Genomic DNA, 26,968 nt, shown 5'->3' on the forward strand with positions numbered 1-26,968 from the left:
TCCATTTCGGAGAAACACCATGATACAACGGACCCTCGCCACGTTCATGCTCGCTCTGGGCCTCGCCACCCTTGCCGGGTGCGCATCGCCAACAGTGATCACCTTGAATGACGGTCGCGAAATCCAGGCCGTCGATACTCCACATTACGATGAAGAAAGCGGCTTCTACGAATTTGAGCAACTGGATGGCAAGCAGACTCGCGTGAACAAGGATCAGGTTCGTACCGTTAAGGATTTGTAATCTGTAACGTTGCTGCCCGATGTTGCTGGAAAAACCGGCGCTTCCTGAAGAGGGAAGCGCCGGTTTTTTTTGGGGCTTGGGGCTTGGGTGTATATCCGTTGCTGCGGTAACGGCCACTTAGGGTTCCGCCCTTACGTGAACTGGCCCCCGAATGTTGGACACCTGACCCCTCGGGAGGGTGTTCCATGACGAAATACAACCTAGTGCTCAAGCAATCACTGATTGAAGAGTGTCTGTCTGCCAGTAGCGTTCATGAGGTGGCCCTCAAGCATGGCTTGAGTCCATCGCTGCTGCGGCGATGGGTCAAGGGTTTTGAAAAGCACGGCGCCTCTGGCTTGATTGCCAAGTACAGCCATTACGATGCCCAGTTTAAATTGAAGGTTTTGCAGTGCATCGAACAAGGCGGACTGTCGGACCAACAGGCCTGTATACGGTTTGATATCCGTGGTCCAAGTAGTATCAGGCAGTGGCGAAAGCTGTACGATGAAGGCGGTGTAGAAGCGCTACAACCGCATCGTCTTAAAGAGTCCAGCATGCCCCGCAAACCTTCCAGGCAACCCAAAGCAAGTCCTGCTCTTCCTGCGGACGCAGAACTGACCCCTGAACAAATGCTCGCAGAACTGGCCTATCTGCGCGCGGAGAATGCCTATCTAAAAAAGCTCGATGCCTTAATCCAAGCGGATCCCCGTACTGCGCAGCCAAAAAAACGCAGGCCGTCCAAGGATTGAGGCATGAGCATCCACTTGCTCTGTTGCTACGTGCTGCGGGACTTGCACGCAGCACCTTCTATTACCAAAGCAAAACACTGCTAACCAACAAGCATGCCGACCTTAAAGATCGCATCCGCAGCGTCTATCACGGGCATAAGGGGCGTTACGGCTACCGCCGCATCACCGCGACCCTTGGAAACAGTGGTGAGTTGATCAATCACAAGAAGGTGCATCGGCTGATGCAGATGATGGGCCTCAAGTCGCTGGTCAAAGTGAAGAAATATCGCTCTTACCGAGGTGCTGAAGGGCTTGTTGCGCCTGATCTACTAAAGCGCGAATTTAAGGCAGAAGCCCCTAACCAGAAATGGGCAACCGACGTGACGGAGTTCAAGGTGAAGGGGCAAAAGCTGTTTCTCTCGCCTCTCATGGATTTGTACAACGGCGAGATTCTGGCTTACCAGATCAACCGACGTCCCGAATTCAGGATGGTTTCGATGATGCTGGAAAAAGCCTTCGAGCGACTGAGTCGAGATGAAAAACCAATACTGCACTCTGACCAGGGTTGGCAGTACAGGCAGCCTACCTACCGACACATGCTGGCCGAAAAGAGCATCGAGCAGAGCATGTCGCGCAAGGGTAATTGCTTGGACAATGTCGCCATGGAAAGCTTTTTCGGCACGCTCAAGAGTGAGTTTTTCTATCTGGAATCATTTGAGAGTGTGGAGCAGCTGGCATCAGGCATAGAAGATTACATCGCCTACTACAACCAAGACCGCATAAGCCTCAGGCTGAATGGCTTGAGTCCGGTACAATTTCGGACCCAGGCACTAAATCAATAGCGTCCCCTGTCCAACTTTTGGGGGGCAGTTCACGTAAGGGCGGAACCATAAGCCGCCGTTACCTAAATAACGGATATACACACCATACCCTGAACAAAAAAACTACCACTGCAACGAAATACCGCTCTCGAACACCCGCTCCTGCCCCGTAACCGGATCAACGAAACGCAACCCCTGAGCCAGCAGCTTAAGCGGATTAGCGTAATCATCCTCAACATCCCGAAGCACATCAGGATAAAACGGATCGTTGCAAATCCCCGCCCCAAGGGCATTCATGTGAACCCGCAACTGATGCTTCTTGCCCGTAACCGGATACAAGCCATACCGCCACAGCTCGCCATTGCGCTCCAGCACTTCGATGGCCGTTTCGGTATTGGGCTCGCCCGGCCCTTCCTGCATCCGGAAGAACGGCTCGCCATCGATCATCCGGCTTTTATGCACCCGGGGAAAGGTCAACCCGGGCAATGCACGGGCAATGGCCTGGTAGCGTTTCTCGATCTGCCGCGTCGGGAATAACGACTGATAGGCCGAACGTGTGTGCGGGTTGGCCGAAAACAACACCAGCCCGGCCGTATGCCGGTCGATGCGGTGCAAGGGCACCAGATGCGGATTGTCCAGCCGCCGGATCAATCGCCGCAACAAGGTTTGCTCGACGTATTCGCCCGCCGGGGTGACAGGCAGAAAATGCGGTTTGTCTGCCACCACCAAGTGCTCGTCGACATACAGGATCGACTCCACCACCGGGATCGGCTTCTCGTCGGGCACTTCACGGAAGTAGTGAATGCGCAGGCCTTCGCGGTACGGCAAATCGACAGGGATGGCCTTGCCCTCCCCATCCAATACCCGGCCCCGGGCGATCCGGTCCAACCACTGCTCGCGACTGATGGCGCTGAAATGCTCGCACAGGCACTCCAACACCGTCGACCAGGAACCGGGCGGCAGATACAGCGTACTGGCCTGATGATGAGCGGCGGAAAACGATGGACCGGACATTGAAAACTCTTAGGCATTTTTTTGCAGGGCGGCATTATCCGACAGTCGCACCAGCCAGCCCAGCGATGATTGCTTTACGCCGTGACTGACGTCGATTTTGCCGCCGCTTCGGTGAACTCCTTCAACCAGCGCAGCACCTCCACCGGCTCCCAGCGACCTGGATCGTACAGCGCGTAGAGCAAGCCCTGGTAACCCACCACATCCAATTGTTTGTGATAACCGGCGCGCTGGAACAACGCTTCGATCTCGGCAAAACAGGTGTTGAAATGCAGCTTATTGAACGGCGTCTTGCCTTCGGTCACCAGGCCATCCAGGCGCAGTTCCAGGACTGCCTCACGCACAACGTCCGCGGACATCCTGTTTACACTGCTTTTCAGTTGTTCGACATTGACCAAGGGGGAACACTCCAGATAGCTGTATGCACATACAGTAACCGAAGCACGCTAGTTTCGCCAACCGCCGTATCAGGAACTGACGGACGAACCGCTCAACGGAGGAAGGTCACGATCTGTTCGGCCTCAAAGGGCCATTCCAGCTCGGCACCGGTATCCAGCCTGCGCAGCACGGGGATACGCAGCGCATAATCGTCCACCCAGTCTTCACGCTCTGAAATGTCTACCAGCTCCACCAACAATCCATGTTCGACGAAAGGCATCAGCACCCTTTCTGCAACTTCACATAGATGACACCCCAGGGTGCCGAACAGCTGGCATTCAGGAAGCATGGCGGGTAGACCCAAAAAAGTTAGACGGTCATTCTAGGCCCGCCCCGGGAAACCGTCGAGTCGCTGGCTCGCTCCAGGGTGTTTCGGTAAAACGCTGATGCAAATCACTGAACACAAATGTTTTTCCAGCGACGCTTGGCGCATTTTCCCCTCTACGCTGTAGGTTGTAGCCTTGAAACGGAGTTCCCCTTGTTTGCCAATCTGCTGATCATCCTTGCCTCGTCCCTGGTGGTCATCGCCTTGTTCAGGCGGCTGCGCCTGCCACCCGTGCTGGGTTATCTCTGCGTCGGGTTGGCGGTCGGGCCTACCGCGCTGGACTGGGTGAACGACAGCGAAGAATTGCCAGACCTGGCCGAGCTCGGGGTGGTGTTCCTGCTGTTCTCGCTGGGGCTGGAGTTTTCCCTGTCGAAAATGCTCGAACTGCGTCGGGTCGTGTTCGGCCTGGGCAGCCTGCAGGTGCTGTGCTCGGGAGCGGTCCTGGCGGGATTGCTGGCATTGTGTGGCGCGCCGGTGATCGCCGCGTTGCTGCTTGGCGCAGGCCTGGCGTTGTCCTCCACTGCTATCGTCAGCAAGGAATTGACCAGCCTGGGAGAGATCTTCAGCAGCCACGGCCAGAACGCCATCGGCGTGTTGTTGTTCCAGGACGTTGTCGCGGTGCTGTTGTTGACCTTGGTGCCGGTATTCGCTGGCAGCAGCGAGCACCCGTGGTACTGGGCGCTGCCCTTGACCCTGGGCAAGACCCTGGTTTTGTTCGGTGGCCTGCTGCTGACCAGTCGGCTGCTGTTGCCCAGGCTGTTCCATGAGGTGGCTGCGTCCCGGTCCGCCGAACTGTTCGTGCTGCTTGCCCTGGTAATCGTGTTGCTGACGGCGTGGCTGACCCATCTGCTCGGTTTGTCGCCGGCCCTGGGGGCTTTCCTGGCGGGCATGTTGCTGGGGGAAAGCCACTATCGGCATCAGATCGAAGCTGACATACGCCCGTTTCGCGACATCCTGCTGGGGCTGTTCTTCGTCAGCATCGGCATGCTGATCGACCTGCAGCTGTTCCTCGATGACGGCTTGTTGATCCTGGGTTTGACCCTCGGCTTGATGCTCATCAAGGGCTGCGTGGTCGCCGCCCAGGTGAAATGGCGCGGCAGCGACGGTGAAACGGCCTGGCGCAGCGGCCTGGCCCTGGCCCAAGGTGGTGAGTTCTGCTTTGCCCTGATGGCACAGATGCAGCAAAACCGCCTCATGCCCGCCGACATCAGCGGCCTGCTGCTGGCCGCGACATTCTGCTCGATGCTACTGACCCCGCTGTTGCTGCGCGCGGCACCACGCATCGCTGCGCGCCTGCATCGCAAACCCAACGAAGAAGCACAACTGGACCAGATCAGCGCACTCAATGCCGGCTTGTCGGGTCACGTAGTCATTTGCGGCTACGGTCGCGTCGGCCAGTCCATCGGGCGCTTCCTGCGCCGCGAAGGCCAGGCGTTCGTCGCCCTGGATGACGACCCGGTGATCATCCAGGAAGCCACCGTCGGGGAAAACTGCGTGCATTATGGAGATTCGCGACGAAGTGACCTGCTTGCGGCCGTTGGCTTGAGCCGCGCCAGGTTGCTGGTGATCGCGGTGGACAAGACCGACATCGCTATCACCGTGCTCAAGGCGGCTCGACAGGTCAACCACCAGATACCCATCCTGGTGCGTACCCGTGACGACAGCCAACTGGCCGAGTTGCAGGCTGCCGGGGCCAGCGAAGTGGTCCCGGAACTGTTGGAGTCGAGCCTGATGCTGGCCTCCCACGCCCTGATCATGCTGGGCCTGCCCGAGCAACAGGTCCGGCATCATGTGGATCAGGTGCGTCACGACCGTTACCGTCTGCTCCATGGCTTTTATCCCGGTAACCAGGACAAGGAGCCTTAGTGGCCTGTGTGGTTAGTTCGTTAGTGCGACGATCAGTCCTGGCTGACCGCGCCGATCTTGTGAATCGACAGGTCGGCGCCGTAATACTCTTCTTCCTGGGTCAGGCGCAGCCCCAGCACAGCCTTGATCACCCCATAGACCGCAAAGCCTCCGGCCAGGGCGACGACAACACCCAGCACCGTGCCGAACAACTGGCTGATCAGGCTGACCCCACCCAGGCCACCCAGGGCAGTCTGGCCAAAGATGCCACAGGCAATACCGCCCCAGACCCCGCACAATCCGTGCAATGGCCAGACGCCGAGCACATCGTCGATCTTCCACTTGCCCTGGGCCGCAGTGAAGCACCAGACAAACAAGGCACCGGCAATGGCACCGGTGGCCAGCGCACCGACCGGGTGCATCAGGTCGGAACCGGCACAGACGGCCACCAACCCGGCCAGCGGGCCGTTGTGCAGGAAACCTGGGTCATTGCGCCCGACAATCAATGCCGCCACGGTACCGCCCACCATGGCCATCAACGAATTGACTGCCACCAGCCCGCTCACCCCGGGCAAGGTCTGGGCGCTCATCACGTTGAAACCGAACCAGCCGACAATCAGGATCCACGAACCCAAGGCCAGGAATGGAATGCTCGAAGGCGCGAATGCCACCAGGCGACCGTCCCGGTAGCGGCCGTTACGCGGCCCCAGCAAGAGCACGGCAGCCAGCGCCAGCCAGCCGCCCATGGCATGCACCACCACGGAGCCGGCGAAGTCATGGAAACTGGCGCCGAACCGGGCTTGCAGCCAGGCTTGCAGACCCAAATTGCCGTTCCAGACCAAGCCTTCGAAAAACGGATAGACAAACGCCACGATCAGCACCGTGGCACACAACTGCGGTGCGAACCGCGCACGCTCGGCAATACCGCCGGAGATGATGGCTGGGATCGCGGCGGCAAAGGTCAGCAGGAAGAAGAACTTCACCAGGCTGTAGCCATGATCGGTACTGAGCGCCGCCGCCGGTTGCAGGAAAGTCACACCGTAGGAAATCCAATAGCCTATGAAGAAATAGGCCAGGGTCGAGACCGCGAAATCGCTGAGGATTTTCGACAGCGCATTGACTTGGTTCTTTTGTCGGACCGTTCCCACTTCAAGGAACGCAAAGCCGGCATGCATGGCCAGAACCATGACTGCGCCAAGCAGGATGAACAGCGTGTTGGAGCTGTGGACCAGACTGTCCACGGCACTTTGCATATTTTCCATGGTATTGGCAGACCTGAAAAAGTTGAAAAAAGCACCAAACCGGCTCGCCCACCCCGCAAGCGCACCAAGTTGAAACAGCTCATCTGCCGAACGCAGGCCGATGAACCGCTTTGGTGCGCAAGAACGGGAAAAACGAAATCCCGCCTGGAGGTGCTTCGCGGGTTTTGATTATTTGGGTTAAGGTTTTGCGGGATTTCGCCCAGCTTCAGCGCACTGGCGCAGGCTGACGCACCAGTACATGGCAAAAGCCTGAGCAAAAGTTGTACCAGTCACTTGTACTGAACCTTCGCGCAAGGCTCATACTCGAACGTTTCAGACGTCACTTACGGAGATCCACCGATGGCCAGAACCCAGGCAAAGACTGCTCAAGAAATCCTGATGGAAGATTTCCAGACGCTGGTCAGCGACACGGAGCGGTTGCTCGATCACACCGCGACGCTGGCAGGCGATCAAGCCGATGCACTGCGCAGCCAGATCCACGAAACCCTCTTGCGCGCCCGCGAAACACTAAAGCTGACGGAAGATTCCATGCGTGAACGCGGCCAGGCTGCCGTGGTCGCCACCGAGGAATACGTACAGGCCAACCCTTGGCAATCGGTAGGCATTGCCGCGGGCGTTGGCTTTCTGATTGGTTTGCTGGCGACACGGCGCTGATGATGGGTATCGACGAATCCGGCTCGTCCGAAGCGGGCACCCAACCGACTGCACGCCGCCTCGGCGCGGCGTTTCTTGGCTTGTTGCACAGCCACGTCGAATTGTTCGGCATGGAGCTGCAGGAACAGAAGGCACGCACCGTCAGCCTCCTGCTGTTCGCCGGCTTGGCGCTGGTGTTCGGCTTGCTGCTGTTGGTCGGGCTTTCGGCGTTGGTACTGATCCTGGTATGGGACACCTATCGCCTGGCGGGCATTATCGGCCTGTGCCTGTTCTATCTGCTGGCGGCGCTGTTCTGCGGTCTGCGGCTCAAGGCAGCGATCTATGACGAGTCCTCCCCTTTCAACGCCACCCTCGAAGAATTGGCCAATGACCGGGAGCGCCTGCTGCCATGAGCCTGCCTGATATCCCTCAAGCCCGGACACGACAGGAAATGCGCAAGGCGCTGGTGCGTCTGCGCATGGAAATGCATCGCCAGGAAATCCGTCAGGAAACCCGCCAGTTGCTGCAACCCTTGCAGCGGGTGCGCGGCTTGACGCAAAGCTGGCACGAAGGTTTCGGCATCAAGCACGCGCCACTGTGGGGCGTGGCCGCAGTGACCTTACTCGGCTTCATCACCGGCAAACGCAGTCGCAGCGGCGGCTTGACCAGCCTGATCCGGTTGGCAACGACGCTGTTGCCGTTGATCAAGCTGGCCAAGAGTGTGCGCAAGCCCTGAGGCTCGCGCCACAGGGTTTTGTACTTGACCATCTTGCGACCCTGCACAAGCCCTTGGACCTTGCAGGACGCCCCACGAACCGGGAAGCTAGGGCATCGACCTCATCACACGGAGTAACCGGCCTTGGATTGGCACACCCTGCTGACTCGCGAACGCCTCGGAAAACCGCTGCACAGTCCGCAAGAGCTGGGCCGCAGTCCCTTCCACAAGGACCACGACCGCATCATCTTTTCCGGCGCCTTCCGCCGTCTCGGACGCAAGACACAAGTGCATCCGGTCTCCAGCAACGACCACATCCACACACGCCTGACCCACTCCCTGGAAGTCAGTTGCGTCGGGCGTTCCCTGGGCATGCGCGTGGGAGAAACCATTCGCAGTGCCCTGCCTGACTGGTGTGAGCCCAGCGACCTGGGCATGGTCGTGCAATCGGCCTGCCTGGCCCACGACATCGGCAACCCACCGTTCGGTCATTCCGGCGAGGACGCTATTCGTTATTGGTTCCAGCAGGCCGCCGGCCGTGGTTGGCTTGATGCCATGAGCGAAGCCGAGCGCAACGACTTCCTCAACTTCGAAGGCAACGCCCAGGGATTCCGCGTCCTCACGCAGCTTGAATACCATCAGTTCGACGGCGGGACCCGGCTGACCTACGCCACCCTCGGCACCTATTTGAAATACCCCTGGACCGCCCGCCACGCCGACTCGCTGGGTTACAAGAAACACAAGTTCGGTTGCTACCAGAGCGAACTGCCGCTGTTGGAGCAGATTGCCCACAAGCTCGGCCTGCCACAGATCGAGGACCAACGCTGGGCGCGGCATCCCCTGGTGTACCTGATGGAAGCCGCCGATGACATCTGCTACGCGCTGATCGACCTGGAAGACGGCGTGGAGATGGATCTTCTGGAATACCCGCAGGTGGAGTCGCTGCTCCTGGACCTGGTGGGCGACGATCTTCCGGACACCTACCGGCAGCTTGGGCCACTGGATTCGCGGCGGCGCAAACTGGCGATCCTGCGGGGCAAGGCCATCGAACACCTGACCAACGCCGCCGCCCGGGCTTTTGTCGAACAGCAGGAAGCGCTGCTTGCCGGCACGCTGCCAGGGGATCTGGTGGAGCATATGCATGGCCCGGCAAAACGCTGCGTGTTGAATGCCAAGGACATGGCGCGGCGGAAAATTTTCCAGGACAAGCGCAAGACCCTGCATGAAATCGGCGCCTACACCACGCTGGAAATCCTGCTCAACGGATTCTGCGGAGCCGCCCTCGAACAGCACGGTGGCCGCACGCCTTCGTTCAAGAACCGTCGCATTCTCGACCTGCTGGGGAATAACGCGCCGGATCCCAACGGCCCCTTGCATGGCGCTTTCCTACGCATGATCGATTTCATCGCCGGGATGACCGACAGCTACGCCAGCGAAATGGCTCAGGAGATGACAGGCCGCACGCGCCAATAATAGGTGGGAGCGGGCTTGTTCGCGAAAGCGGCGGGTCAAGCTGCGACGATGTTGAATGAGCCTGCGCCTTCCCGAGCGAGCCCGCTTCCACAATGGCTTCATCGTACAAGTTCCACGGCATGAAACTTTCCACGCAATATTGAACAAATCCGTCACACTTGTTTGGATAAACATCCCTTCGAAAGAAATATCCTTTCACAAACGGCCAGTAACCCTCACCGTCTTATTTCAATCGCCTACTAAAAACCCGATTACATCGTAATATCTTGCCTCTTTTTTTGTAGGAAACTTCTGAAATTGAAGTTGCATGCCTGTCTCTTCGTACGGCCCGGGTGGTAAGTGGGCTAAGGTGCGCGCTTTATTCAAGTTCGCAGGGTAATTTATTCATGAACTCCGTTTTCATTGTCGACGATCATCCGGTCATCCGCCTCGCCGTTCGCATGCTTCTGGAGCATGAGGGCTATAAGGTCGTAGGAGAAACTGACAACGGCGTCGACGCGATGCAAATGGTGCGCGAATGCATGCCAGACCTGGTTATCCTGGACATCAGCATTCCCAAACTCGATGGACTGGAAATCCTTTCGCGCTTCAACGCCATGACGACTCCGCTCAAGACGCTGGTGCTCACGGCCCAGTCGCCGACGCTCTTCGGCATTCGATGCATGCAATCCGGTGCCTCTGGTTACGTTTGCAAACAAGAAGACCTCAGCGAACTTGTCAGCGCGATCAAAGCGGTATTGTCCGGCTATAACTATTTCCCCAGCCAGGCGCTGAATCCGGTGCGCCCGGATGATCCACGCAGTATCGAGCTGGACCTTTTCAAAAGTGTCAATGATCGGGAACTGATGGTGCTGCAACTTTTTGCACAGGGACGTACCAACAAGGAAATAGCCAAGGGAATGTTTCTCAGCAATAAGACCGTCAGTACTTATAAGAAACGGCTGATGCAGAAACTCAAGGTCAAGTCCCTGGTCGAGTTGATTGAAATGGCGAAGCGCAACGCGCTGGTGTGAGAAAAAAGGATGCTCAGACGCCTATCGGAATGCCTCTTGCTGATCAGCGCAGCGTTATATACGGGAGTACTCGCGGCGGCACCGGATACGCCCGAGCGATACACGCTGCTGGGTCGTTCCTCCATGACCCATACCGAGATCAAGCTCGATGATGTTCAGCGCGCCTGGCTACAGGATCGACAGAACCTGGTCCTGGGAACTTCCGCCCCGGATTACCCGCCCTTCGACCTCTCCACCAGTGGACGCGACTACGAGGGCCTGACCGCCGATTATGCCGATATCATCGCCAAGGCCACCGGCCTGCCCATCAGCGTCCTGCGCTTTGGTTCCCGCGAGGCGGCCATGGCCGCACTCATGGAGGGGCAAATCGATATGCTTGGCACCGCCAACGGTTTCGAAGCCCGCAACCCCGACATCGTGCTGTCGACGCCGTACGCCGTGGACCAACCCGTTCTCGTCACCCGAACGAATGAAAGCCGATCCCTGACCGACGATCTCGAGGGGTTGCGGCTGAGCATGGTCTATCACTACCTGCCGCTACAGGAAATTGAAAAACTCTACCCCAAGGCACTCATCACCACCTACCCTTCCTACCAGAACGCCATCAACGCCGTCGCCTTCGGCCAGGCCGATGTATTTCTCGGCGATACCCTTTCCACCCATTACATGATCAACAATGGATACTTGGGCAATATCCGCATGGCCAGCTTCGGCAAGCATGAATCCCACGGGTTCGGGTTCGCCGTACGACGCAGCGATACCCGCTTGCTGGACGTCATCAACGCTACGTTGAACCAGGTCCCCATTGCCGAGCAGGCAGCCATCTCCAAGCGCTGGAGCGCAGGTAGCGACCTGTACCTCACGGACCACAGGATACAACTGACCGAACGCGAGCAACGCTGGCTGGCGAAGCATCCGGTGGTCCGGGTGGCGGTGAACGAAACGTCCGCACCCTTCACCTTCTTCGATTCTGACGGCGACTTTCGCGGCATCAGTGCCGATCTGCTGGAACTGATCCGGCTGCGCACCGGCCTGCGCCTGGACATCCAGCGCCGCCAGAACGACAGCGAAATGATTGCTGCGGTCCTGAACGATCAAGCCGACATGATCGCTGCACTGTTGCCCAGCAATGAACGACAACTCCAACTGAAATTCAGTCGCCCCTACATCACCAGTTCATTCGTCCTGCTGACCCGCAAACAGTCCGATACGCCCACGACACTCGATCAGTTCGGCCACGCAAGCCTGGCAATCGCCAAAGGCAACCCGGTCATTGAATGGTTACGCAACCAGTACCCGAGCATCCAAATCATCGAAACGGACGGCCCCTTGCGCGCCGTGGAAATGCTCGCCCATGGCCAGGTCGACGGCAGCGTGAACTCACAAGTGATGGCCAACTATTTCATCGCCTCCCACGTGTTGCGGGACAGGTTGCAAATCAGCAGCACGGTGGGCACCCAACAGGCCATGTTCGCGCTGGCCACGGCGAAAAACGCCACCGAGTTGAATGCCATTCTCGACAAGGCCCTGACCAGCATCGACCCCGACGAACTGGGCGTCATCAACAACCGTTGGCGCGGTTATGTCTCACCCTCGGAACACACCTGGCGCACCTACAACCGTCTGTTCTTCCAGATCGTCGCGGGCGTCGGCCTGTTGCTGCTGCTTTCCCTGGCGTGGAACGCCTACATGCAGCGCCAGATCAGGCAACGCCAGCGGGCGGAACTGGCCCTCAATGATCAACTCGAGTTCATGCATTCGCTGCTCAACGGCACCCCTCATCCCATCTACGTAAGGGATCACAACGGCATCCTGCAAAGTTGCAACGACAGTTACCTGCAAGCGTTCGCCGCAAAACGCGAAGACGTCATTGGCAAGAGCCTGATGCCGGGCTCCATGAGCAACGCCTTCGAAGCGCAGGAGTACCAGGCGGACTACCAGCGCGTCATGGCCGAAGGCACCGCCCTGATCGTGGATCGTCCCCTGCACATCGGGGACAGGAAACTGACGATCTATCACTGGATCCTGCCCTACCGAAACTCCGCCGGCGAAGTGCAAGGCATCATCGGTGGCTGGATCGACATCAGTGAACGGCGCCAGCTGTTCGAGGAACTGCGCGCGTCCAAGCAACAGGCCGATGACGCCAACCGCGCCAAAAGCACGTTCCTGGCGACCATGAGCCATGAAATCCGCACCCCCATGAACGCGGTGATCGGCATGCTCGAACTGGCCCTCAAACACGCCGACAAGGGCCACGTCGACCGCTCGACCATCGAAGTCGCGTACGAGTCGGCCTCCGGCATGCTCGAGCTGATAGGCGATATCCTGGACATCGCGCGTATCGAATCAGGCCATCTGAGCCTGGCCCCCGAACGAGTCAACCTCAGGGCCCTGCTGCAATCGGTGATACGGGTATTCGAGGGCGTGGCCCGGCAGAAAAACCTGGCGTTGACGCTGCAATTCGACACTGCCGAGGGTAACCCTGACGTATTGATCGACCCGTTGCGATTCAAGCAGGTGCTGTCGAACCTGATCAGCAATGCCCTCAAATTCACCGAGCAGGGCCAGGTTCTGATCAAGGTCCGGCTGTCTCCAACCGACCGGGACGACGTGCTGCAAATGCACCTGGAGGTCAACGACAGCGGCATCGGCATCAGCCCGGCGGACCTGCAACGTTTGTTCGAGCCTTTTGCCCAGGTCGACAATAGCGGCCGGATGGCCCGTACGGGTGCGGGACTGGGGCTGGTGATCAGTCGCAACCTGTGCCGGATGATGGGCGGCAGCCTGCACATGAACAGCCAGCCCGGCACCGGAACCCAGGTCCGGATCTGCCTGCACCTGAACATCCTGCCGCCGACAAACGCTTGCGCTGCGCTTGAGCCGGCCATCGAAACGGCCGAAGCCGCCTTGAATGTGCTGGTCGTGGACGATCATCCGGCCAACCGCCTGCTGATGTCGCAGCAACTGGAGTATCTGGGTCACCACTACCAGGTCGCCTACGATGGTGCGCATGGGCTCAAGGTTTGGCAGGATGGGCATTTCGATCTGGTCATCGCCGATTGCAACATGCCCATCATGAGCGGCTACGATCTGGCCCGGTCGATTCGTCGCAACGAGTCCGAGCAGCAACGGCCGCCCTGCACCGTCCTGGGCTTCACGGCCAATGCCCAACCGGAGGAAAAACAACGCTGCCAGGACGCTGGAATGGACGATTGCCTGTTCAAGCCGATCAGCCTGAGCGCCTTGAGCCAATGGATCAAGGCGGTCAAACCCGCCGGCCACCCCGCGATTTTCAGCGTACAAAGCCTACAGGCATTGACTGGCGGCGACCCTTCGTCCAACCGGCGCCTGTTGGCCGAACTGCTCAGTAGCAGCCGCTCGGACCGCCAGGAGTTGCTGGGCGTCGCCCACGGCACAAACCGGCAAGCATTGACTGAAACGGCACACAAGATAAAAGGCGTCGCCCGCATCGTCCAGGCGACCTCGCTGATCCAGCGGTGCGAGGCTTTGGAACAGGCTTGTCAGCAGGCACAGGCGCCTGAGCGAATCAGCGCTTGCGCCGACGCCCTCGACCGCGCCATGAGCGAACTGGAGCGGGCCCTGGAAACGGAGATCGCCAAGGCAAAATAATCCAGCGTTTACTATGCTGTTCGCTCAGCAGTGCGTACATGGGGGGGTTCTCGATCGGTTTCCCTTGCACGCGCAAACACCCATCGAGAACGCCCCCCGACACTTGGAGTGACTGCAATGCCCAGCGCACCGCGTCCGAAAAAACGCCGGTTCCCCCTGCACGTCCACATCAGCGTGATGTTTACCCTGCTTTTGCTGCTGACCGGGGTGGTGCTGGGTATTTTCAATTACCGGCAAACCACGCAAATCATCCTCTCCAGCAGTGAAAAACTGTTCAACCGCATTGAACAGGATGTGCGCCTGGATTTGTACGACACCTACGAACCGATCCGCCATCTGCTGAGCCTGCTGGCCGACTACCCGGCGACGCGCACGCCGCAGATGGCGCAACGCCTGGCCCTGCTCGTGCCCTTCAGCCAGGCACTGCGGGATAACCCGAACCTGGCGTCGTTGTACCTGGGCGATCGTCACGGCAACTTCCTGATGGTCCGGCCATTGCGCACCGCTGCCCTCAAAGCCGCCCTGCAGGCACCGGCCGAGGCGGCCTACCAGGTCTGGACCGTGGAACGGACAACCGAGCAGGCGCCGATACTCGCCCAATCACTGTTTTACGATGAAACCCTGACGCTCATCGAACGCCGGGACATTACCGGTGAAACCTACGATCCACGCAACCGCGGCTGGTTTCGCAGCGCCGTCGGCAGCACTGAGCAGATCACCACCGAGCCCTACGTTTTTTTCTCCATCCATAACGTCGGCACCACCCTCGCCCGGCGCAGCGGCGAACAGGCTGTCATTGGCGCCGACCTGACCCTGGCGGCCTTGTCCCAAACCCTGGCCAAGCACAAGGTGACCAGCGGCACCGAAATCGTCTTGCTCGACCCCAAGGGCAACGCAGTGGGTTATCCCGACAGCAGCCGGCTGCTCGTCGATGCCCAGTCGGCACGCCTGATCAAGGCTCGCGACCTCAGCCCCGCGATCGCCGCTGCGCTCGATGACAACACCGATGCGACGCGCCTGGAGGCGGCCGGACGCCAGTGGATCGTTTCTCGCAGCCATATGCAGGAAGGCGGGCCCCACGGCCTGGAACTGGCATTGCTGGTCCCTGAGGATGAGCTGCTGGCCAATGCCTATCGCATGCGCTGGCAAGGCGCGCTCATCACCCTCGCCACCTTGCTGCTGTGCCTGCCGCTGGGCTGGCTGACGTCCAGAATCCTGGTCAAGCCCTTGCGCGAACTGGTGCAGGAGGCCGATGCCATTCGCAGCTTTGATTTCAACTATCCGGTGTCCCGTCGTTCCCCGGTGCTGGAGGTCGATCAATTGAGCGTATCGATGGCGCGCATGAAAGAGACCTTGGCAAGTTTCTTTGAAATCACCGCCAGCCTGCGCGCCGAAACCCGCTTCGCACCATTGCTGGAGCGGGTGTTATTTGAAACCGTGAAAATCGGCCAGGCCCAGGCCGGTCTGATCTACCTGCGCGAGAACGACGACAATCGGGTCAAGCCACATGGGCTGGTGATCGACGGCGCACCTCGGGATCTCGATGACTTCAAACTGCGCGGTCATGAGTTGCAAGCGGGCGACAGCCCTCAATGGCTCCAGCAACTGGCCGTCTCGGAAAATTTCGTGACATCCCTGGGCTTCGAGCAGGCGGGCGACTTGCAGGGCGTCCTGCGGGAACTGGACTCGCCGCGGGTCCACCTGATCGGTATCCGTCTGCGCAATCGGCACCAGGAAACCGTCGGCGTACTGGTATTGCTGATCACCGACAGTGGCACCGAAGCCGACCTGGAAAAACTGCAGCCCGACCGCATCGCCTTCCTGCAGGCCGTATCCGGTGCCGCCACCGTGAGCATCGAGAGCCAGCGCCTGCAAGCCAGGCAAAAGCAATTGCTGGACGCATTCATCCAATTGCTGGCCGGCGCGATCGATGCCAAGAGTCCCTATACCGGCGGCCATTGCCAGCGGGTGCCGGTGCTGACCCTGATGCTCGCCCAGGCCGCCGCCGCCAGCCAGGCACCGGCATTCGACACCTATCAGCCAACGGAAGATGAATGGGAAGCCCTGCACATCGCCGCCTGGCTGCACGATTGCGGCAAGGTCACTACCCCCGAATACGTCGTCGACAAAGCCACCAAGCTGGAAACCCTGAACGACCGGATCCACGAGATACGCACCCGTTTCGAAGTGCTCAAGCGCGATGCCTGGGTCGATTACTGGCAGGCCGTGGCAAGCGGCGGCGAGGCCTCATCCCTGGCGCAACGGCGCGACGCGACATTGGCGGCCCTGGATGACGACTTTGCCTTCGTCGCCCATTGCAACCAAGGCAGCGAAGCCATGGCCGAGGCCGACCTGCAACGCTTGCAACAGATTGCCCAACGCCCCTGGACGCGGACCCTCGACGATCGCCTGGGAGTTTCCTGGGAAGAGAACCGTCGCCAGGCCCGCACGCCCAAGCCGACACTACCAGTCACTGAGCCGCTGTTGGCGGACAAGCCCGAGCACCTGTTCGAGCGCCACGCGAGCGAACTGATCCCGGCGGACAATCCGTGGGGCTTCCAGCTCGATGTACCGGCCTGGAAATACAACCGCGGCGAACTCTACAACCTGAGCATCACCCGAGGCACGCTGACCCGCGAGGAGCGCTACGTCATCAACCATCACATGGTGCAGACGATCCTGATGCTCAGCCAGTTGCCCTTCCCCAGCCACCTGGAAAACGTGGCGGAGATAGCCGGCGGTCATCACGAGAAGATGGATGGCAGCGGTTATCCCAAGCGCCTCAAACGCGATGAGATGAGCCTGCCGGCACGCATGATGGCCATTGCCGATATTTTCGAAGCGCTGACGGCGGCCGACCGCCCCTACAAGAAAGCGAAGAAACTGAGCGAAGCCCTGGGCATCATGGCCACCATGTGCCGTGACGCCCATATCGATCCCGAACTGTTCGGGCTCTTCATCGATGAAAAGGTCTACCTGAGCTACGCCAATCAGTTCCTCGACCCGCACCAGATCGATGAAGTCGACCCCGATGCCCTGCTGGTCAAGGCCGGGCTGAAGGCATGATCAGCAATCCGTCAGGCGCAGGAATATCGCAGCCAACGCTTCAATGCCAGCCTGGTCATGTTCGGTAAAGCGCGCCAGTTTCGGGCTGTCCAGGTCCAGCACGCCAATCAGGCGCCCGTCCTTGACCAACGGCACCACCAGCTCGCTGTTCGACGCACTGTCGCAGGCGATGTGCCCGGCGAAGGCATGGACATCTTCGACGCGCTGAGTCTGCCGGGTCGCTGCCGCCGTGCCACACACGCCGCGGCCAAAGGGAATCCGCACGCAGGCGATCTGGCCCTGGAACGGCCCCAGGACCAGCTCTTCGTTGCGATTGAGGTAGAAACCGGCCCAGTTCAGGTCGTCCAGCTGACTGGACAGGAAAGCCGAGAACTGCGCCGCGTTGGCGATGAAGTCACGCTCATCGGCCAGCAAGGATTCCAGCTGTGCCGATAACAACGCGTAGCCGTCCAGGCCAACTCCGGTGCCCTTCAAATCGATCATGCCTTGTGCTCCAACAATTTCAGGCCTACCCAATAACGGGCAAACTGATAGGCGCAACGTCCGTTGCGGTTGCCGCGACCGGTTGCCCAACGCACCGCCAGCACATCCAGCGCTTCGTCGCGCTGCCAGGCCAGCCCGGCCTTGGTCGCCAGTTCGCCGATCCAGTGCTCCACCACGTTGAGGAAATGCTCCTGGGTAAAGGGATAAAACGACAGCCACAAGCCAAAGCGGTCGGACAAGGCGATCTTGTCCTCCACCGCTTCGCTGGGGTGAAGTTCGCCGTCGACCCGTTTCCAGTTCTCGTTGTCGCTTTCCTTTTCCGGCACCAGGTGCCGACGGTTGGAGGTGGCATACAGCAGCACGTTGTCCGGTGCCTGCTCCAGGGATCCATCCAACACGCTCTTGAGCACCCGGTAATCGCCCTCACCGGATTCGAACGACAGGTCATCACAGAACAATACGAAACGCTGTGGCAGTTTCGCAACCTGCTCGACCACCCGGGGCAGATCGGCCAGGTGATCGCGTTCGATCTCGATCAACCGCAGGCCTTGCTGGGCATGTTCGGCCAACAGGGCACGCACCAGGGAAGACTTGCCGGTGCCACGCGAGCCCCAGAGCAAGGCATGGTTGGCGGGCATGCCATCGAGGAACTGCCGCGTGTTGCGGCCCAGTTGTTCGACCTGGCGGTCCACGCCGATCAGGTCCGACAGGCGCATGTCGAGGCTGACCTGCAGCGGCAGCAGATAGCCGCTACGTCCATCACGCTGCCAGCGGGCGGCCAGGGTCTGGGTCCAATCGATGGCGGGCCGGGGCGCCGGCAGCAAAGGCTCGATCCGGGCCAGCACGGCATCGGCACGCTCAAGAAAAGCATTCAATCGCGAGTCCACGTCTTTTCCTCGGACAGGTTCACAGTAATGATGGCGCTCGGGCTACGAAACGCCGTAGCCAATGGCGGGTCTACTTCACACAATACACACCGGCTGCACCGGTATTCAGAGATGATCAGCTATGCTTGACCGGCGAAGGGAAACGTAAGTGGTTCATCACTCAATGGACATCAGATTCACCCAACGGCTTTCCTATAAGCAGGCCCGCCTGACCGTCCTGGTGGGCTTCGTGTTGGGCACCTTGCTCAGCCTGATGCAGATCGGCATCGATTATGCCAGTGAAGACGCGTCGATCAACCGTGAAATCCTCTCGCTGCTGGAAATCAGCCACAACCCGGCTTCGCGCATCGCCTACAACATCGACGCCGAGCTCGCCCAGGAACTGTCCATGGGCCTGTTGCGCTCACCGGCCATCATCGGGGCCGAGCTGATCGACAATAACAATACGGTGCTGGCCAGCGTCAAGCGGCCCGAGCTGCAAAGCAGCTATCGGTTCATCAGTGACTTCCTGTTCGGCGCCCAGCGGCAGTTCGAGGACCGGCTCTACCTGGACCACCTGCCCGGAGAATCCCTGGGCATGCTGCGACTGGACGTCGACACCTATGCGTTCGGCAGTCGTTTCCTGCGCCGTGCCGAGGTCACCTTGCTCAATGGCTTCGCCCGCAGCCTGATCCTGACCGGCCTGTTGCTGGCGCTGTTCTACGTGATGCTGACCAAGCCCCTGGTGCGGGTCATCCGCGAACTGAGCAGCCGCGACCCGAGCAGCAGCGAACAGAACCGCCTGGAATGCCCTTCCGGCCACCAGTCCGATGAGATCGGCGTGCTGGTGTCCGTCGCCAACCAGCAGTTCGAAAATATCTCCACCGAAATCCAGCAACGACGCACGGCCGAAAATCGCCTCACTGAATACCTGGCGCAACTGGAAAACATCGTCTCGGCCCGCACCGCCGAACTCAAGGCCATCAATGCCCGCCTCAGCCAGTCCAACGAGGAGCTGGAGGTGGCCCGGCGCACCGCCCTGGACATGGCCGAAGCCCGCTCCGTGTTCCTCGCTAACATGAGCCACGAGATCCGCACACCGCTCAACGGCCTGCTGGGAATGATCGCCCTGTCCCTGGACGGCCCCCTGACGGCCGAACAACAGCAGCAGCTATCGATTGCCCATGACTCGGGCAAGGTATTGGTCGAACTGCTCAACGACATCCTCGACCTGTCGAAATTCGACGCCGGCCAACTGGAGCTCGAACGCATTCCGTTCGACCTCGGCTCCCTGGTGGAGGACACCGCCAACCTGCTTTCCCAGAACGCGGCCCCCAGTGTCGAACTGGCCTGCCTGATCGACCCGCAGTTCCCGGCGCAGGTATTGGGCGACCCGACCCGGGTGCGCCAGATCGTCAGCAACCTGCTGTCCAACGCACTGAAATTCACGCGCTTCGGCCGGGTCGACGTGAAGTTGAGCCATTACGAAGGCGGCGTGCGAATCGAGGTCTGCGACACGGGCATCGGCATCCCCCAGGAAGCCCAGGCAAGAATCCTGCAGCCGTTCACTCAGGCTGGCGCCGGGATTACCCGCCAATTCGGTGGCACCGGGCTGGGCCTGGCACTGACCTACAACCTCTGCGAAGCCATGCAGGGCCGGTTGACGATCAGTTCCGAAGCCGGCTTTGGCAGTCAGTTCTGTGCCGACCTGCCCCTGCCTTGCCATCTCCCTGCGCCGCCGGTCGAACCGTTGCACGGCAACGTCGTCGCCATCACCGCCAGCAGCAGCGGGCTGGCCGAGTTGCTGGGCATGCTGTTGCCGGGATGGGGACTGGATTATGTACAACGCTCCATCGACGACGGGTTGCTGGGGCTCACGCCCGACGTGCTGATTACCGACTGCCCGGAATGCCTGTTCAACCTGCGGCCCACCTTTGACGCACCGATCCTGCTGGTGACCGCCTATGGCAGTTTCATGCCCGGCGAAGAAGCCGCCGCCCTCGCGCCGCTGATCCAACAGGCCCGGCCACTGGCGCGCCATGCGCTGTACCAGATTCTGCGGCGTGCCATGCAGAGCGAGGCGACCATCATCAATGACGCACAGATCGAAGCCCTGGCGCCGTCCTTGCGTGGGCGGGTGCTGCTGGTGGAAGACAACCCGGTCAATCAACTGGTGGCCAAGGGGATGCTGGTGAAACTGGGCTGCGAAGTCACCGTCGCGGCCCACGGCGCCGAAGCCCTGGCTCAATTGGAACAGCGGGTTTTCGACCTGGTATTGATGGACTGCAACATGCCGGTGATGGATGGCTACGAAGCCAGCCGGCAAATCCGCCACAGCGGGCGCTGGTCGGACCTGCCGATTGTCGCCCTGACAGCCAATGCGATGCCCGAGGAACGCGAGCGCTGCCGTGCGGCTGGCATGAACGACTACCTGTCCAAGCCGTTCCGCCGCGAAGAACTGGCAGCGGTGCTGGACCAGTGGGTGCCCACTACGTCAGCGCTTTGATCTGGCCCAACAGGTGATCCAGGCCGTCTCGCAACGTCCCCAGGCGGTCCAGGTCGATACCGCTGTCGCACAACAACCGGGCCTTGAGCGGGCCAACCTGTTCACGCAGGGCTCGCCCGGCAGTCGACAGGCTCAAGTGCACCTCCCGCTCGTCCAGGGCCGAACGCTGGCGCTGGACCAGATCCAGCTGTTCCAGGCGCTTGAGCAGCGGCGTCAGCGTGCCGGAATCCAACAGCAAACGCTCCCCCAGGGCCTTGACCGTTGGTTGTTGCGGGGCGGTGTCCTGCCATTCCCACAACACCAGCATCGCCAGGTATTGCGGATAGGTCAGACCGAGTTGATCGAGCATGGGTTTGTAGCCACGGATCACCGCGCGCGAAGCGGCGTACAGCTTGAAGCACAACTGGCTGTCGAGCTTCAGCGAATCGACTGACAGGTCATTCATTTGAGCAGCGCTTCGATCTCACCGGTCAAATCCTCGGGCTTGGTGGTCGGGGCAAAACGCTTGACCACCTGACCGTCCTTGCCGATCAGGAACTTGGTGAAATTCCACTTGATGCCTTTGGACCCCAGCACGCCGGGCGCCCGCTGTTTAAGCTGGACGAACAGAGGATGAGCGTTGGCACCGTTGACTTCTATTTTCTTGAACAGCGGAAAACTCACGCCGAAGTTCAGTTCGCAGAACTCGGTGATCGCCCCCTCGTTGCCTGGCTCCTGCTTGCCGAACTGATTGCAGGGAAAGCCCAACACCACCAGGCCCTGGTCCTTGTAGGTCTGCCACAACGCCTCGAGGCCCTTGTATTGCGGAGTGAATCCGCACTGGCTGGCGGTGTTGACGACAAGCACAGCCTTGCCGGCGAAATCGGCGAGGGTCTTTTGCTCACCCTTGATGGTGGTACAGGGGATGCTCAGCAGGTTGTCGCTCATGGCAAGGCTCCGAAAATGTATGGGATAGGCGGCGAAGATAGCGAACGATTCAATTGTGTGCAATTTAATTGTCCGAAACCATGACTTCAGCCCTCCGGGCTTTTGTGGCGAGGGAGCTTGCTCCCGCTCGGCGGCGCAGCCGTCGTAAAACCGGCCGACGCGGTCTGCCAGGAGAATTATGCCAGGCCGTTTTGGGGCGGCTGTGCCGCCCAGCGGGAGCAAGCTCCCTCGCCACAGGAGGATTGTGGTGAACAGTCCCTACCGAGGCACGAGATCCAGGCACACCGAGTTGATGCAGTACCGCAGCCCCGTCGGCGGCGGACCGTCGGGGAAGACGTGGCCCAAGTGGGCATCACATTTGGCACAGACCACCTCGGTACGGATCATGCCGTGGCTGACGTCCCGCACCTCGACCACCGCGCTGCCTTCGATCGGCGCGTAGAAACTCGGCCAGCCGCAGCCAGAGTCAAATTTGGTCCGCGAATCGAACAACGGTTCATTGCAGCAGATGCAGTGGTACACACCGTCGGTCTTGGTGGCGTTGTACTTACCGGAGAACGGTCGTTCGGTGCCCTTCAACCGACAGACGTTGTACTGCTCCGGGTCGAGCATGGCGCGCCATTCTTCAAGGGTTTTCTGCAACTTTTCCATCGTCCTACCTCGGCAATTGAAAAAGCCCGATCCGATGCTTTTCCGCAGATCGGGCGGCACGTATGATTGCGCCTCGTCAGACGCCAGTCTGGCAGTCACGTCATGCGCATTCAAACGGATTGTGGCGCCTATTACCGCGTCAGGCCTGGGCACAGACGCAGGATCCCCAGTACGGTAGTTCATACGCCGCCTGGATCGTTCATTTTCGGGAACACATCGCCATGCAGGTCAGCAAATCGAACAAGCTCGCCAACGTCTGCTACGACATTCGCGGCCCGGTGCTCAAGCACGCCAAACGCCTGGAAGAGGAAGGCCATCGCATCCTCAAGCTGAACATCGGCAACCCGGCGCCCTTTGGTTTCGAAGCGCCCGATGAAATTCTCCAGGACGTCATCCGCAACCTGCCGACGGCCCAGGGCTACAGCGACTCCAAGGGCCTGTTCAGTGCCCGTAAGGCCGTGATGCAGTACTACCAGCAGAAGCAGGTCGAAGGGATCGGCATCGAGGACATCTACCTGGGCAACGGCGTGTCCGAGCTGATCGTGATGTCCATGCAGGCGCTGCTCAACAACGGCGACGAAGTGCTGGTGCCGGCGCCGGACTATCCGCTGTGGACCGCTGCCGTGAGCCTGTCCGGTGGCAACCCGGTGCATTACCTGTGCGACGAACAGGCCAACTGGTTCCCCGACCTGGCGGACATCAAGGCCAAGATCACGCCCAATACCAAGGCACTGGTGATCATCAACCCGAACAACCCAACCGGCGCCGTGTATTCCAGGGAAGTGCTGCTGGGCATGCTGGAACTGGCCCGCCAGCACAACCTGGTGGTGTTCTCCGACGAGATCTACGACAAGATCCTCTACGACGATGCCGTGCATGTCTGCACCGCGTCCCTGGCGCCAGACCTGCTGTGCCTGACTTTCAACGGCCTGTCCAAATCCTATCGGGTCGCCGGTTTCCGCTCCGGCTGGATCGCTATCTCCGGGCCCAAGCACCACGCCCAGAGCTACATCGAAGGCATCGACATGCTGGCCAACATGCGCCTGTGCGCCAACGTGCCGAGCCAGCATGCGATCCAGACGGCGCTGGGCGGCTACCAGAGCATCAACGACCTGGTCCTGCCCCAGGGCCGGCTGCTGGAACAGCGCAATCGCACCTGGGAATTGCTCAACGACATTCCTGGCGTCAGTTGCGTCAAGCCGATGGGCGCGCTGTATGCCTTCCCACGGATCGACCCGAAGGTCTGCCCGATCCACAACGATGAAAAATTCGTCCTCGACCTGCTGCTGTCCGAAAAGCTGCTGGTGGTCCAGGGAACGGCGTTCAACTGGCCGTGGCCGGACCACTTCCGCGTCGTGACCCTGCCGCGGGTCGATGACCTCGACCAGGCCATTGGCCGGATCGGCAACTTCCTCAAGTCCTACCGTCAATAAGCCAGGCAGCGTGCGGGGAGTCCTCGCCTCGCACGCTGTTTGATTCAGCAACATATCCGTTCTGCCGACTCCGCCAGGCCTTCTACACTAGGGACTGGAGAGCCAACGGGCACCCCGGCTCAATGTTCACGGGGTGCAGGCGCCGTATTTCTTTTCCCCAGTCACTTTCAGAAAAGTCTTTCAAACATTTAGGACAGCTGTAGGACACAGTTTGAAATAGTCGGTGAGTTGAATAGCCTGCGGCAGCACCTTATATACCCCGCATAACGCTACATCTTTAGCACGAGGAGATTTCCACAACCATGATGCGCATCCTGCTGTTCTTGGCCACTAACCTGGCGGTCGTGCTGATTGCCAGCATCACCCTGAGCCTCTTCGGCTTCAACGGGTTCATGGCGGCCAACGGGGTTGACCTCAACCTCAATCAGCTGCTGATTTTCTGTGCGGTGTTCGGTTTCGCCGGTTCCCTGTTCTCGCTGTTCATCTCCAAGTGGATGGCGAAGATGAGCACCAGCACCCAGATCATCAGCCAGCCGCGCACTCGCCACGAGCAATGGCTGCTGCAAACCGTCGAGCAGTTGTCCCGCGAAGCCGGCATCAAGATGCCGGAAGTCGGTATCTTCCCGGCCTACGAGGCCAACGCCTTCGCCACCGGCTGGAACAAGAACGACGCCCTGGTCGCCGTCAGCCAGGGTTTGCTCGAGCGGTTCTCGCCCGATGAAGTCAAGGCCGTGCTGGCCCACGAGATCGGCCACGTCGCCAACGGCGACATGGTGACTCTGGCGCTGATCCAGGGCGTGGTGAACACCTTCGTGATGTTCTTCGCCCGCATCATCGGCAACTTCGTCGACAAGGTGATCTTCAAGAACGAAGAGGGCCAAGGCATCGCCTACTACGTGGCGACCATCTTCGCCGAGTTGGTACTGGGCATCCTCGCCAGCGCCATCGTCATGTGGTTCTCGCGCAAGCGCGAGTTCCGCGCCGACGACGCCGGTGCACGCCTGGCTGGTACCAGCGCCATGATCGGTGCCCTGCAACGCCTGCGCGCCGAGCAAGGCTTGCCGGTGCACATGCCCGACACCCTGAATGCCTTTGGCATCAACGGTGGCATCAAGCAGGGCCTGGCGCGCATGTTCATGAGCCACCCGCCGCTGGAAGAGCGTATCGACGCACTGCGTCGTCGCGGCTGACTGAAGCCTCAAGAGAAAGCCCGCAGCGATGCGGGCTTTTTTTGTCTGCTGGTTTAGGCACGCCAGCACAAACACTCACTTCAACGACTGGAAATCCGATACACCCGCTCATCCAGCCGCTTCACTCCAGCCTGCAAGAACTTCCAGCTTTCCCCCAGCACATCCTGTTCCTGCAAGACCTCCAGCCGCCAGACATTTCCCAGCAGCCGCAGCACCTCATCATTTCCTACGGAGAAAGGTGGGCCAGGCATTTCATCCTGGTTGTAATCCAGGGTAATCAGCAATCCCACGCACGCGGGCATGATTTTCTGCAAATGAACCGCATACCGCTCTCGCATCGCCATTGGCAAGGCAATCAACGCAGCACGGTCGTACAACGCCGCGCAATCGGCCACATCTGCAGCACTCAAGGCAAAGAAATCACCACAGCGGATTTCGACACCCTCGGCACGGAAGACCTTGAACGCGCCCTCCTCACTTACGCTCGGCTCAAGCTGACGTTCAAGAAAAAAATCAGTGGCGGCTTTTTCCGACAATTCCACGCCCAACACCGAATACCCCTGATGGGCAAGCCACAGCAGATCCAGGCTTTTTCCGCACAACGGCACCAGCACCCGACTGCCCTGCGCCAGGCCCAGTTGCGGCCAGAAATGTTGCAGGTAGGGGTTCACTTCCGGCAGGTGAAAACCAATCTGGTTCGATGACCAGCGCTTGTGCCAAAACTCGGGCTCCATGATTCACTCCAAAAAACTCGATCAAAACGGGCTAAAACTTATATTAGATTTAGATCATTGACCTGACGGAAGATGATCACATCTTAACGCTCAGGAGCCCCTTCATGCTGCCCAGCCTGTTTATCTCCCATGGCTCACCCATGCTCGCTCTGGAACCCGGCGACAGCGGTCCGGCATTGGCTCGCCTGGCCGCTCAATTGCCCAAGCCCAAGGCCATCGTCATCGTATCCGCCCACTGGGAAAGCAATGAACTGTTGGTCAGTGCCAATCCGCAGCCGCGCACCTGGCACGACTTCGGCGGCTTTCCACCGGCGCTGTATGAGGTGCAGTACCCCGCGCCTGGTGATCCTCAACTGGCGACGCAAGTGGCAGACATGCTCAATGCCGCGCACCTGCCAGCACGCCTCGACCCTCAACGGTCCTCCGACCATGGCGTCTGGGTGCCATTGTCGTTGATGTACCCGGAGGGCGACATTCCGGTGGTGCAGGTTTCCCTGCCCAGCCGCCAAGGGCCGGCGTTGCAGACACAGGTCGGCCAAGCCCTGGCGGGCCTGCGCCAGCAAGACATCCTGTTGATCGGCTCCGGCAGCATCACCCATAACCTGCGCGACCTGGACTGGAACGCTGGCCCCGACAGCATCGAGCCTTGGGCCAAGGCCTTTCGTGATTGGATAGTCGAGCGACTGGCGGCCGACGACGAGGCCGCGCTGCACGATTACCGGCGTCAGGCGCCCAATGCCGTGCGCAGCCACCCCAGCGACGAGCATTTGTTGCCGCTGTATTTCGCCCGGGGTGCGGGTGGGAAGTTCAGCGTTGCCCACCAAGGCTTCACGATGGGGACGTTGGGGATGGATATCTATCGGTTTGACTGACAGATAGACCGGGTCGCTCCAATCGCGAGCAGGCTCGCTCCCACATTGGATTTTCGGCGTTCACAAAACCCCTGTGGGAGCGAGCCTGCTCGCGATTGGCGTCCACACCACTCTCCTGAAGGCACG

24 protein-coding genes are annotated in these 26,968 nt (G+C 60.0%); 14 read left to right on the forward strand and 10 right to left on the reverse strand.

The window, feature by feature from the left end; all coding sequences use genetic code 11:
• Positions 1-19 precede the first annotated feature (19 nt).
• Together GN234_RS09530 and GN234_RS09535 are read left to right on the forward strand one after the other, a co-directional pair.
• Positions 20-241 (forward strand): YgdI/YgdR family lipoprotein, encoded by a 222-nt coding sequence (locus GN234_RS09530; protein ID WP_092197592.1) that lies wholly within the window; start codon positions 20-22, stop codon positions 239-241.
• A gap of 185 nt (positions 242-426) precedes the next feature.
• Positions 427-1,790 (forward strand): IS3 family transposase gene (locus tag GN234_RS09535; protein WP_176688352.1). Its coding sequence is split into 2 segments (ribosomal slippage): positions 427-892 and positions 892-1,790, totalling 1,365 coding nucleotides; the frame shifts between segments, so codons are not numbered across the junction.
• A gap of 102 nt (positions 1,791-1,892) precedes the next feature.
• Here GN234_RS09535 and GN234_RS09540 read toward each other — a convergent pair.
• The 3 genes from GN234_RS09540 to GN234_RS09550 form a co-directional block, all read right to left on the reverse strand.
• On the reverse strand, positions 1,893-2,783 hold the full coding sequence (locus GN234_RS09540; RefSeq protein ID WP_109751470.1) for a pseudouridine synthase: 891 nt from the start codon (positions 2,781-2,783) through the stop codon (positions 1,893-1,895).
• Positions 2,784-2,857: 74 nt separating this feature from the next.
• A complete protein-coding gene (locus GN234_RS09545) occupies positions 2,858-3,178 on the reverse strand; it encodes a transcriptional regulator (RefSeq protein WP_116831793.1) in 321 nt (106 codons plus the stop codon).
• A 92-nt stretch (positions 3,179-3,270) separates the two neighbouring features.
• A complete protein-coding gene (locus GN234_RS09550) occupies positions 3,271-3,507 on the reverse strand; it encodes a glutaredoxin family protein (protein ID WP_176688353.1) in 237 nt (78 codons plus the stop codon).
• 189 nt (positions 3,508-3,696) lie between these two features.
• Here GN234_RS09550 and GN234_RS09555 point away from each other — a divergent pair, with 189 nt between their 5' ends.
• Positions 3,697-5,409, forward strand: a complete 1,713-nt coding sequence (locus tag GN234_RS09555) for a cation:proton antiporter (protein ID WP_176688354.1) — start codon at positions 3,697-3,699, stop codon at positions 5,407-5,409.
• Positions 5,410-5,441: 32 nt separating this feature from the next.
• Here GN234_RS09555 and GN234_RS09560 read toward each other — a convergent pair whose 3' ends face one another.
• Entirely contained in the window at positions 5,442-6,650 is a 1,209-nt protein-coding gene (locus GN234_RS09560; protein WP_109751466.1) for an ammonium transporter, read from the reverse strand.
• Positions 6,651-6,989: 339 nt separating this feature from the next.
• Here GN234_RS09560 and GN234_RS09565 point away from each other — a divergent pair, with 339 nt between their 5' ends.
• From GN234_RS09565 to GN234_RS09595, 7 genes are all read left to right on the forward strand, one after another.
• Entirely contained in the window at positions 6,990-7,304 is a 315-nt protein-coding gene (locus tag GN234_RS09565; RefSeq protein WP_092166820.1) for an ElaB/YgaM/YqjD family protein, read from the forward strand.
• 2 nt (positions 7,305-7,306) lie between these two features.
• The gene (locus GN234_RS09570; protein ID WP_024618372.1) at positions 7,307-7,696 is read left to right on the forward strand and encodes a phage holin family protein; all 390 of its coding nucleotides are present in this window, start codon (positions 7,307-7,309) and stop codon (positions 7,694-7,696) included.
• Positions 7,693-8,019 (forward strand): hypothetical protein, encoded by a 327-nt coding sequence (locus tag GN234_RS09575; protein ID WP_109751465.1) that lies wholly within the window; start codon positions 7,693-7,695, stop codon positions 8,017-8,019. The genes GN234_RS09570 and GN234_RS09575 overlap by 4 nt, the downstream gene beginning before the upstream one ends.
• A 123-nt stretch (positions 8,020-8,142) precedes the next feature.
• A complete protein-coding gene (locus tag GN234_RS09580) occupies positions 8,143-9,471 on the forward strand; it encodes a deoxyguanosinetriphosphate triphosphohydrolase (protein WP_109751464.1) in 1,329 nt (442 codons plus the stop codon).
• A gap of 386 nt (positions 9,472-9,857) precedes the next feature.
• The gene (locus GN234_RS09585; RefSeq protein WP_014337291.1) at positions 9,858-10,484 is read left to right on the forward strand and encodes a response regulator transcription factor; all 627 of its coding nucleotides are present in this window, start codon (positions 9,858-9,860) and stop codon (positions 10,482-10,484) included.
• 9 nt (positions 10,485-10,493) lie between these two features.
• Positions 10,494-14,114: a transporter substrate-binding domain-containing protein gene (locus tag GN234_RS09590; protein WP_176688355.1), complete on the forward strand. Its 3,621-nt coding sequence runs from the start codon at positions 10,494-10,496 to the stop codon at positions 14,112-14,114.
• A gap of 117 nt (positions 14,115-14,231) precedes the next feature.
• Positions 14,232-17,180, forward strand: coding sequence for an HD domain-containing phosphohydrolase (locus GN234_RS09595; RefSeq protein ID WP_176688356.1), 2,949 nt, complete (start codon positions 14,232-14,234; stop codon positions 17,178-17,180).
• Here the strand turns inward: GN234_RS09595 and GN234_RS09600 are convergent, their stop codons facing one another.
• Together GN234_RS09600 and GN234_RS09605 are read right to left on the reverse strand one after the other, a co-directional pair.
• Positions 17,181-17,663 carry a GAF domain-containing protein gene (locus GN234_RS09600; RefSeq protein WP_109751460.1) on the reverse strand — a complete coding sequence of 161 codons (483 nt, stop codon included), beginning with the start codon at positions 17,661-17,663 and terminating at the stop codon, positions 17,181-17,183.
• Positions 17,660-18,550 carry an ATP-binding protein gene (locus tag GN234_RS09605; RefSeq protein ID WP_109751459.1) on the reverse strand — a complete coding sequence of 297 codons (891 nt, stop codon included), beginning with the start codon at positions 18,548-18,550 and terminating at the stop codon, positions 17,660-17,662. The genes GN234_RS09600 and GN234_RS09605 overlap by 4 nt, the downstream gene beginning before the upstream one ends.
• A gap of 163 nt (positions 18,551-18,713) precedes the next feature.
• On the opposite strand from GN234_RS09605, the gene GN234_RS09610 reads away from it, so the two are divergent.
• A complete protein-coding gene (locus GN234_RS09610; RefSeq protein WP_176688357.1) occupies positions 18,714-21,035 on the forward strand; it encodes a hybrid sensor histidine kinase/response regulator in 2,322 nt (773 codons plus the stop codon).
• On the opposite strand, the gene GN234_RS09615 is transcribed toward GN234_RS09610, so the two are convergent.
• The 3 genes from GN234_RS09615 to msrB all read right to left on the reverse strand — a co-directional run bounded on the left by GN234_RS09615 (position 21,019) and on the right by msrB (position 22,613).
• Positions 21,019-21,480 carry a MarR family winged helix-turn-helix transcriptional regulator gene (locus tag GN234_RS09615; protein WP_116831788.1) on the reverse strand — a complete coding sequence of 154 codons (462 nt, stop codon included), beginning with the start codon at positions 21,478-21,480 and terminating at the stop codon, positions 21,019-21,021. The two genes, GN234_RS09610 and GN234_RS09615, sit on opposite strands and share 17 nt — an antisense overlap.
• Entirely contained in the window at positions 21,477-21,962 is a 486-nt protein-coding gene (locus GN234_RS09620) for a glutathione peroxidase (RefSeq protein WP_109751456.1), read from the reverse strand. Before GN234_RS09620 ends, GN234_RS09615 begins: the two co-directional genes overlap by 4 nt.
• A 258-nt stretch (positions 21,963-22,220) precedes the next feature.
• Positions 22,221-22,613: a peptide-methionine (R)-S-oxide reductase MsrB gene (msrB, locus tag GN234_RS09625; RefSeq protein ID WP_109751455.1), complete on the reverse strand. Its 393-nt coding sequence runs from the start codon at positions 22,611-22,613 to the stop codon at positions 22,221-22,223.
• Between the two features lie 221 nt (positions 22,614-22,834).
• Here msrB and GN234_RS09630 point away from each other — a divergent pair, with 221 nt between their 5' ends.
• Both GN234_RS09630 and htpX read left to right on the forward strand, forming a co-directional pair.
• Complete coding sequence (locus tag GN234_RS09630) at positions 22,835-24,046, forward strand: pyridoxal phosphate-dependent aminotransferase (protein ID WP_018603142.1); 1,212 nt, start codon at positions 22,835-22,837, stop codon at positions 24,044-24,046.
• A 302-nt stretch (positions 24,047-24,348) separates the two neighbouring features.
• A complete protein-coding gene (gene htpX, locus GN234_RS09635) occupies positions 24,349-25,236 on the forward strand; it encodes a protease HtpX (protein WP_003199411.1) in 888 nt (295 codons plus the stop codon).
• An 80-nt stretch (positions 25,237-25,316) separates the two neighbouring features.
• On the opposite strand, the gene GN234_RS09640 is transcribed toward htpX, so the two are convergent.
• A complete protein-coding gene (locus GN234_RS09640; protein WP_176688358.1) occupies positions 25,317-25,970 on the reverse strand; it encodes a thiopurine S-methyltransferase in 654 nt (217 codons plus the stop codon).
• Positions 25,971-26,074: 104 nt separating this feature from the next.
• Here GN234_RS09640 and GN234_RS09645 point away from each other — a divergent pair, with 104 nt between their 5' ends.
• Positions 26,075-26,842 carry a DODA-type extradiol aromatic ring-opening family dioxygenase gene (locus tag GN234_RS09645; protein WP_176688359.1) on the forward strand — a complete coding sequence of 256 codons (768 nt, stop codon included), beginning with the start codon at positions 26,075-26,077 and terminating at the stop codon, positions 26,840-26,842.
• The last annotated feature ends 126 nt before the right edge of the window (positions 26,843-26,968 follow it).

The sequence above is a fragment of the Pseudomonas bijieensis genome (assembly GCF_013347965.1).
Taxonomy (GTDB): Bacteria; Pseudomonadota; Gammaproteobacteria; order Pseudomonadales; family Pseudomonadaceae; genus Aquipseudomonas; species Aquipseudomonas bijieensis.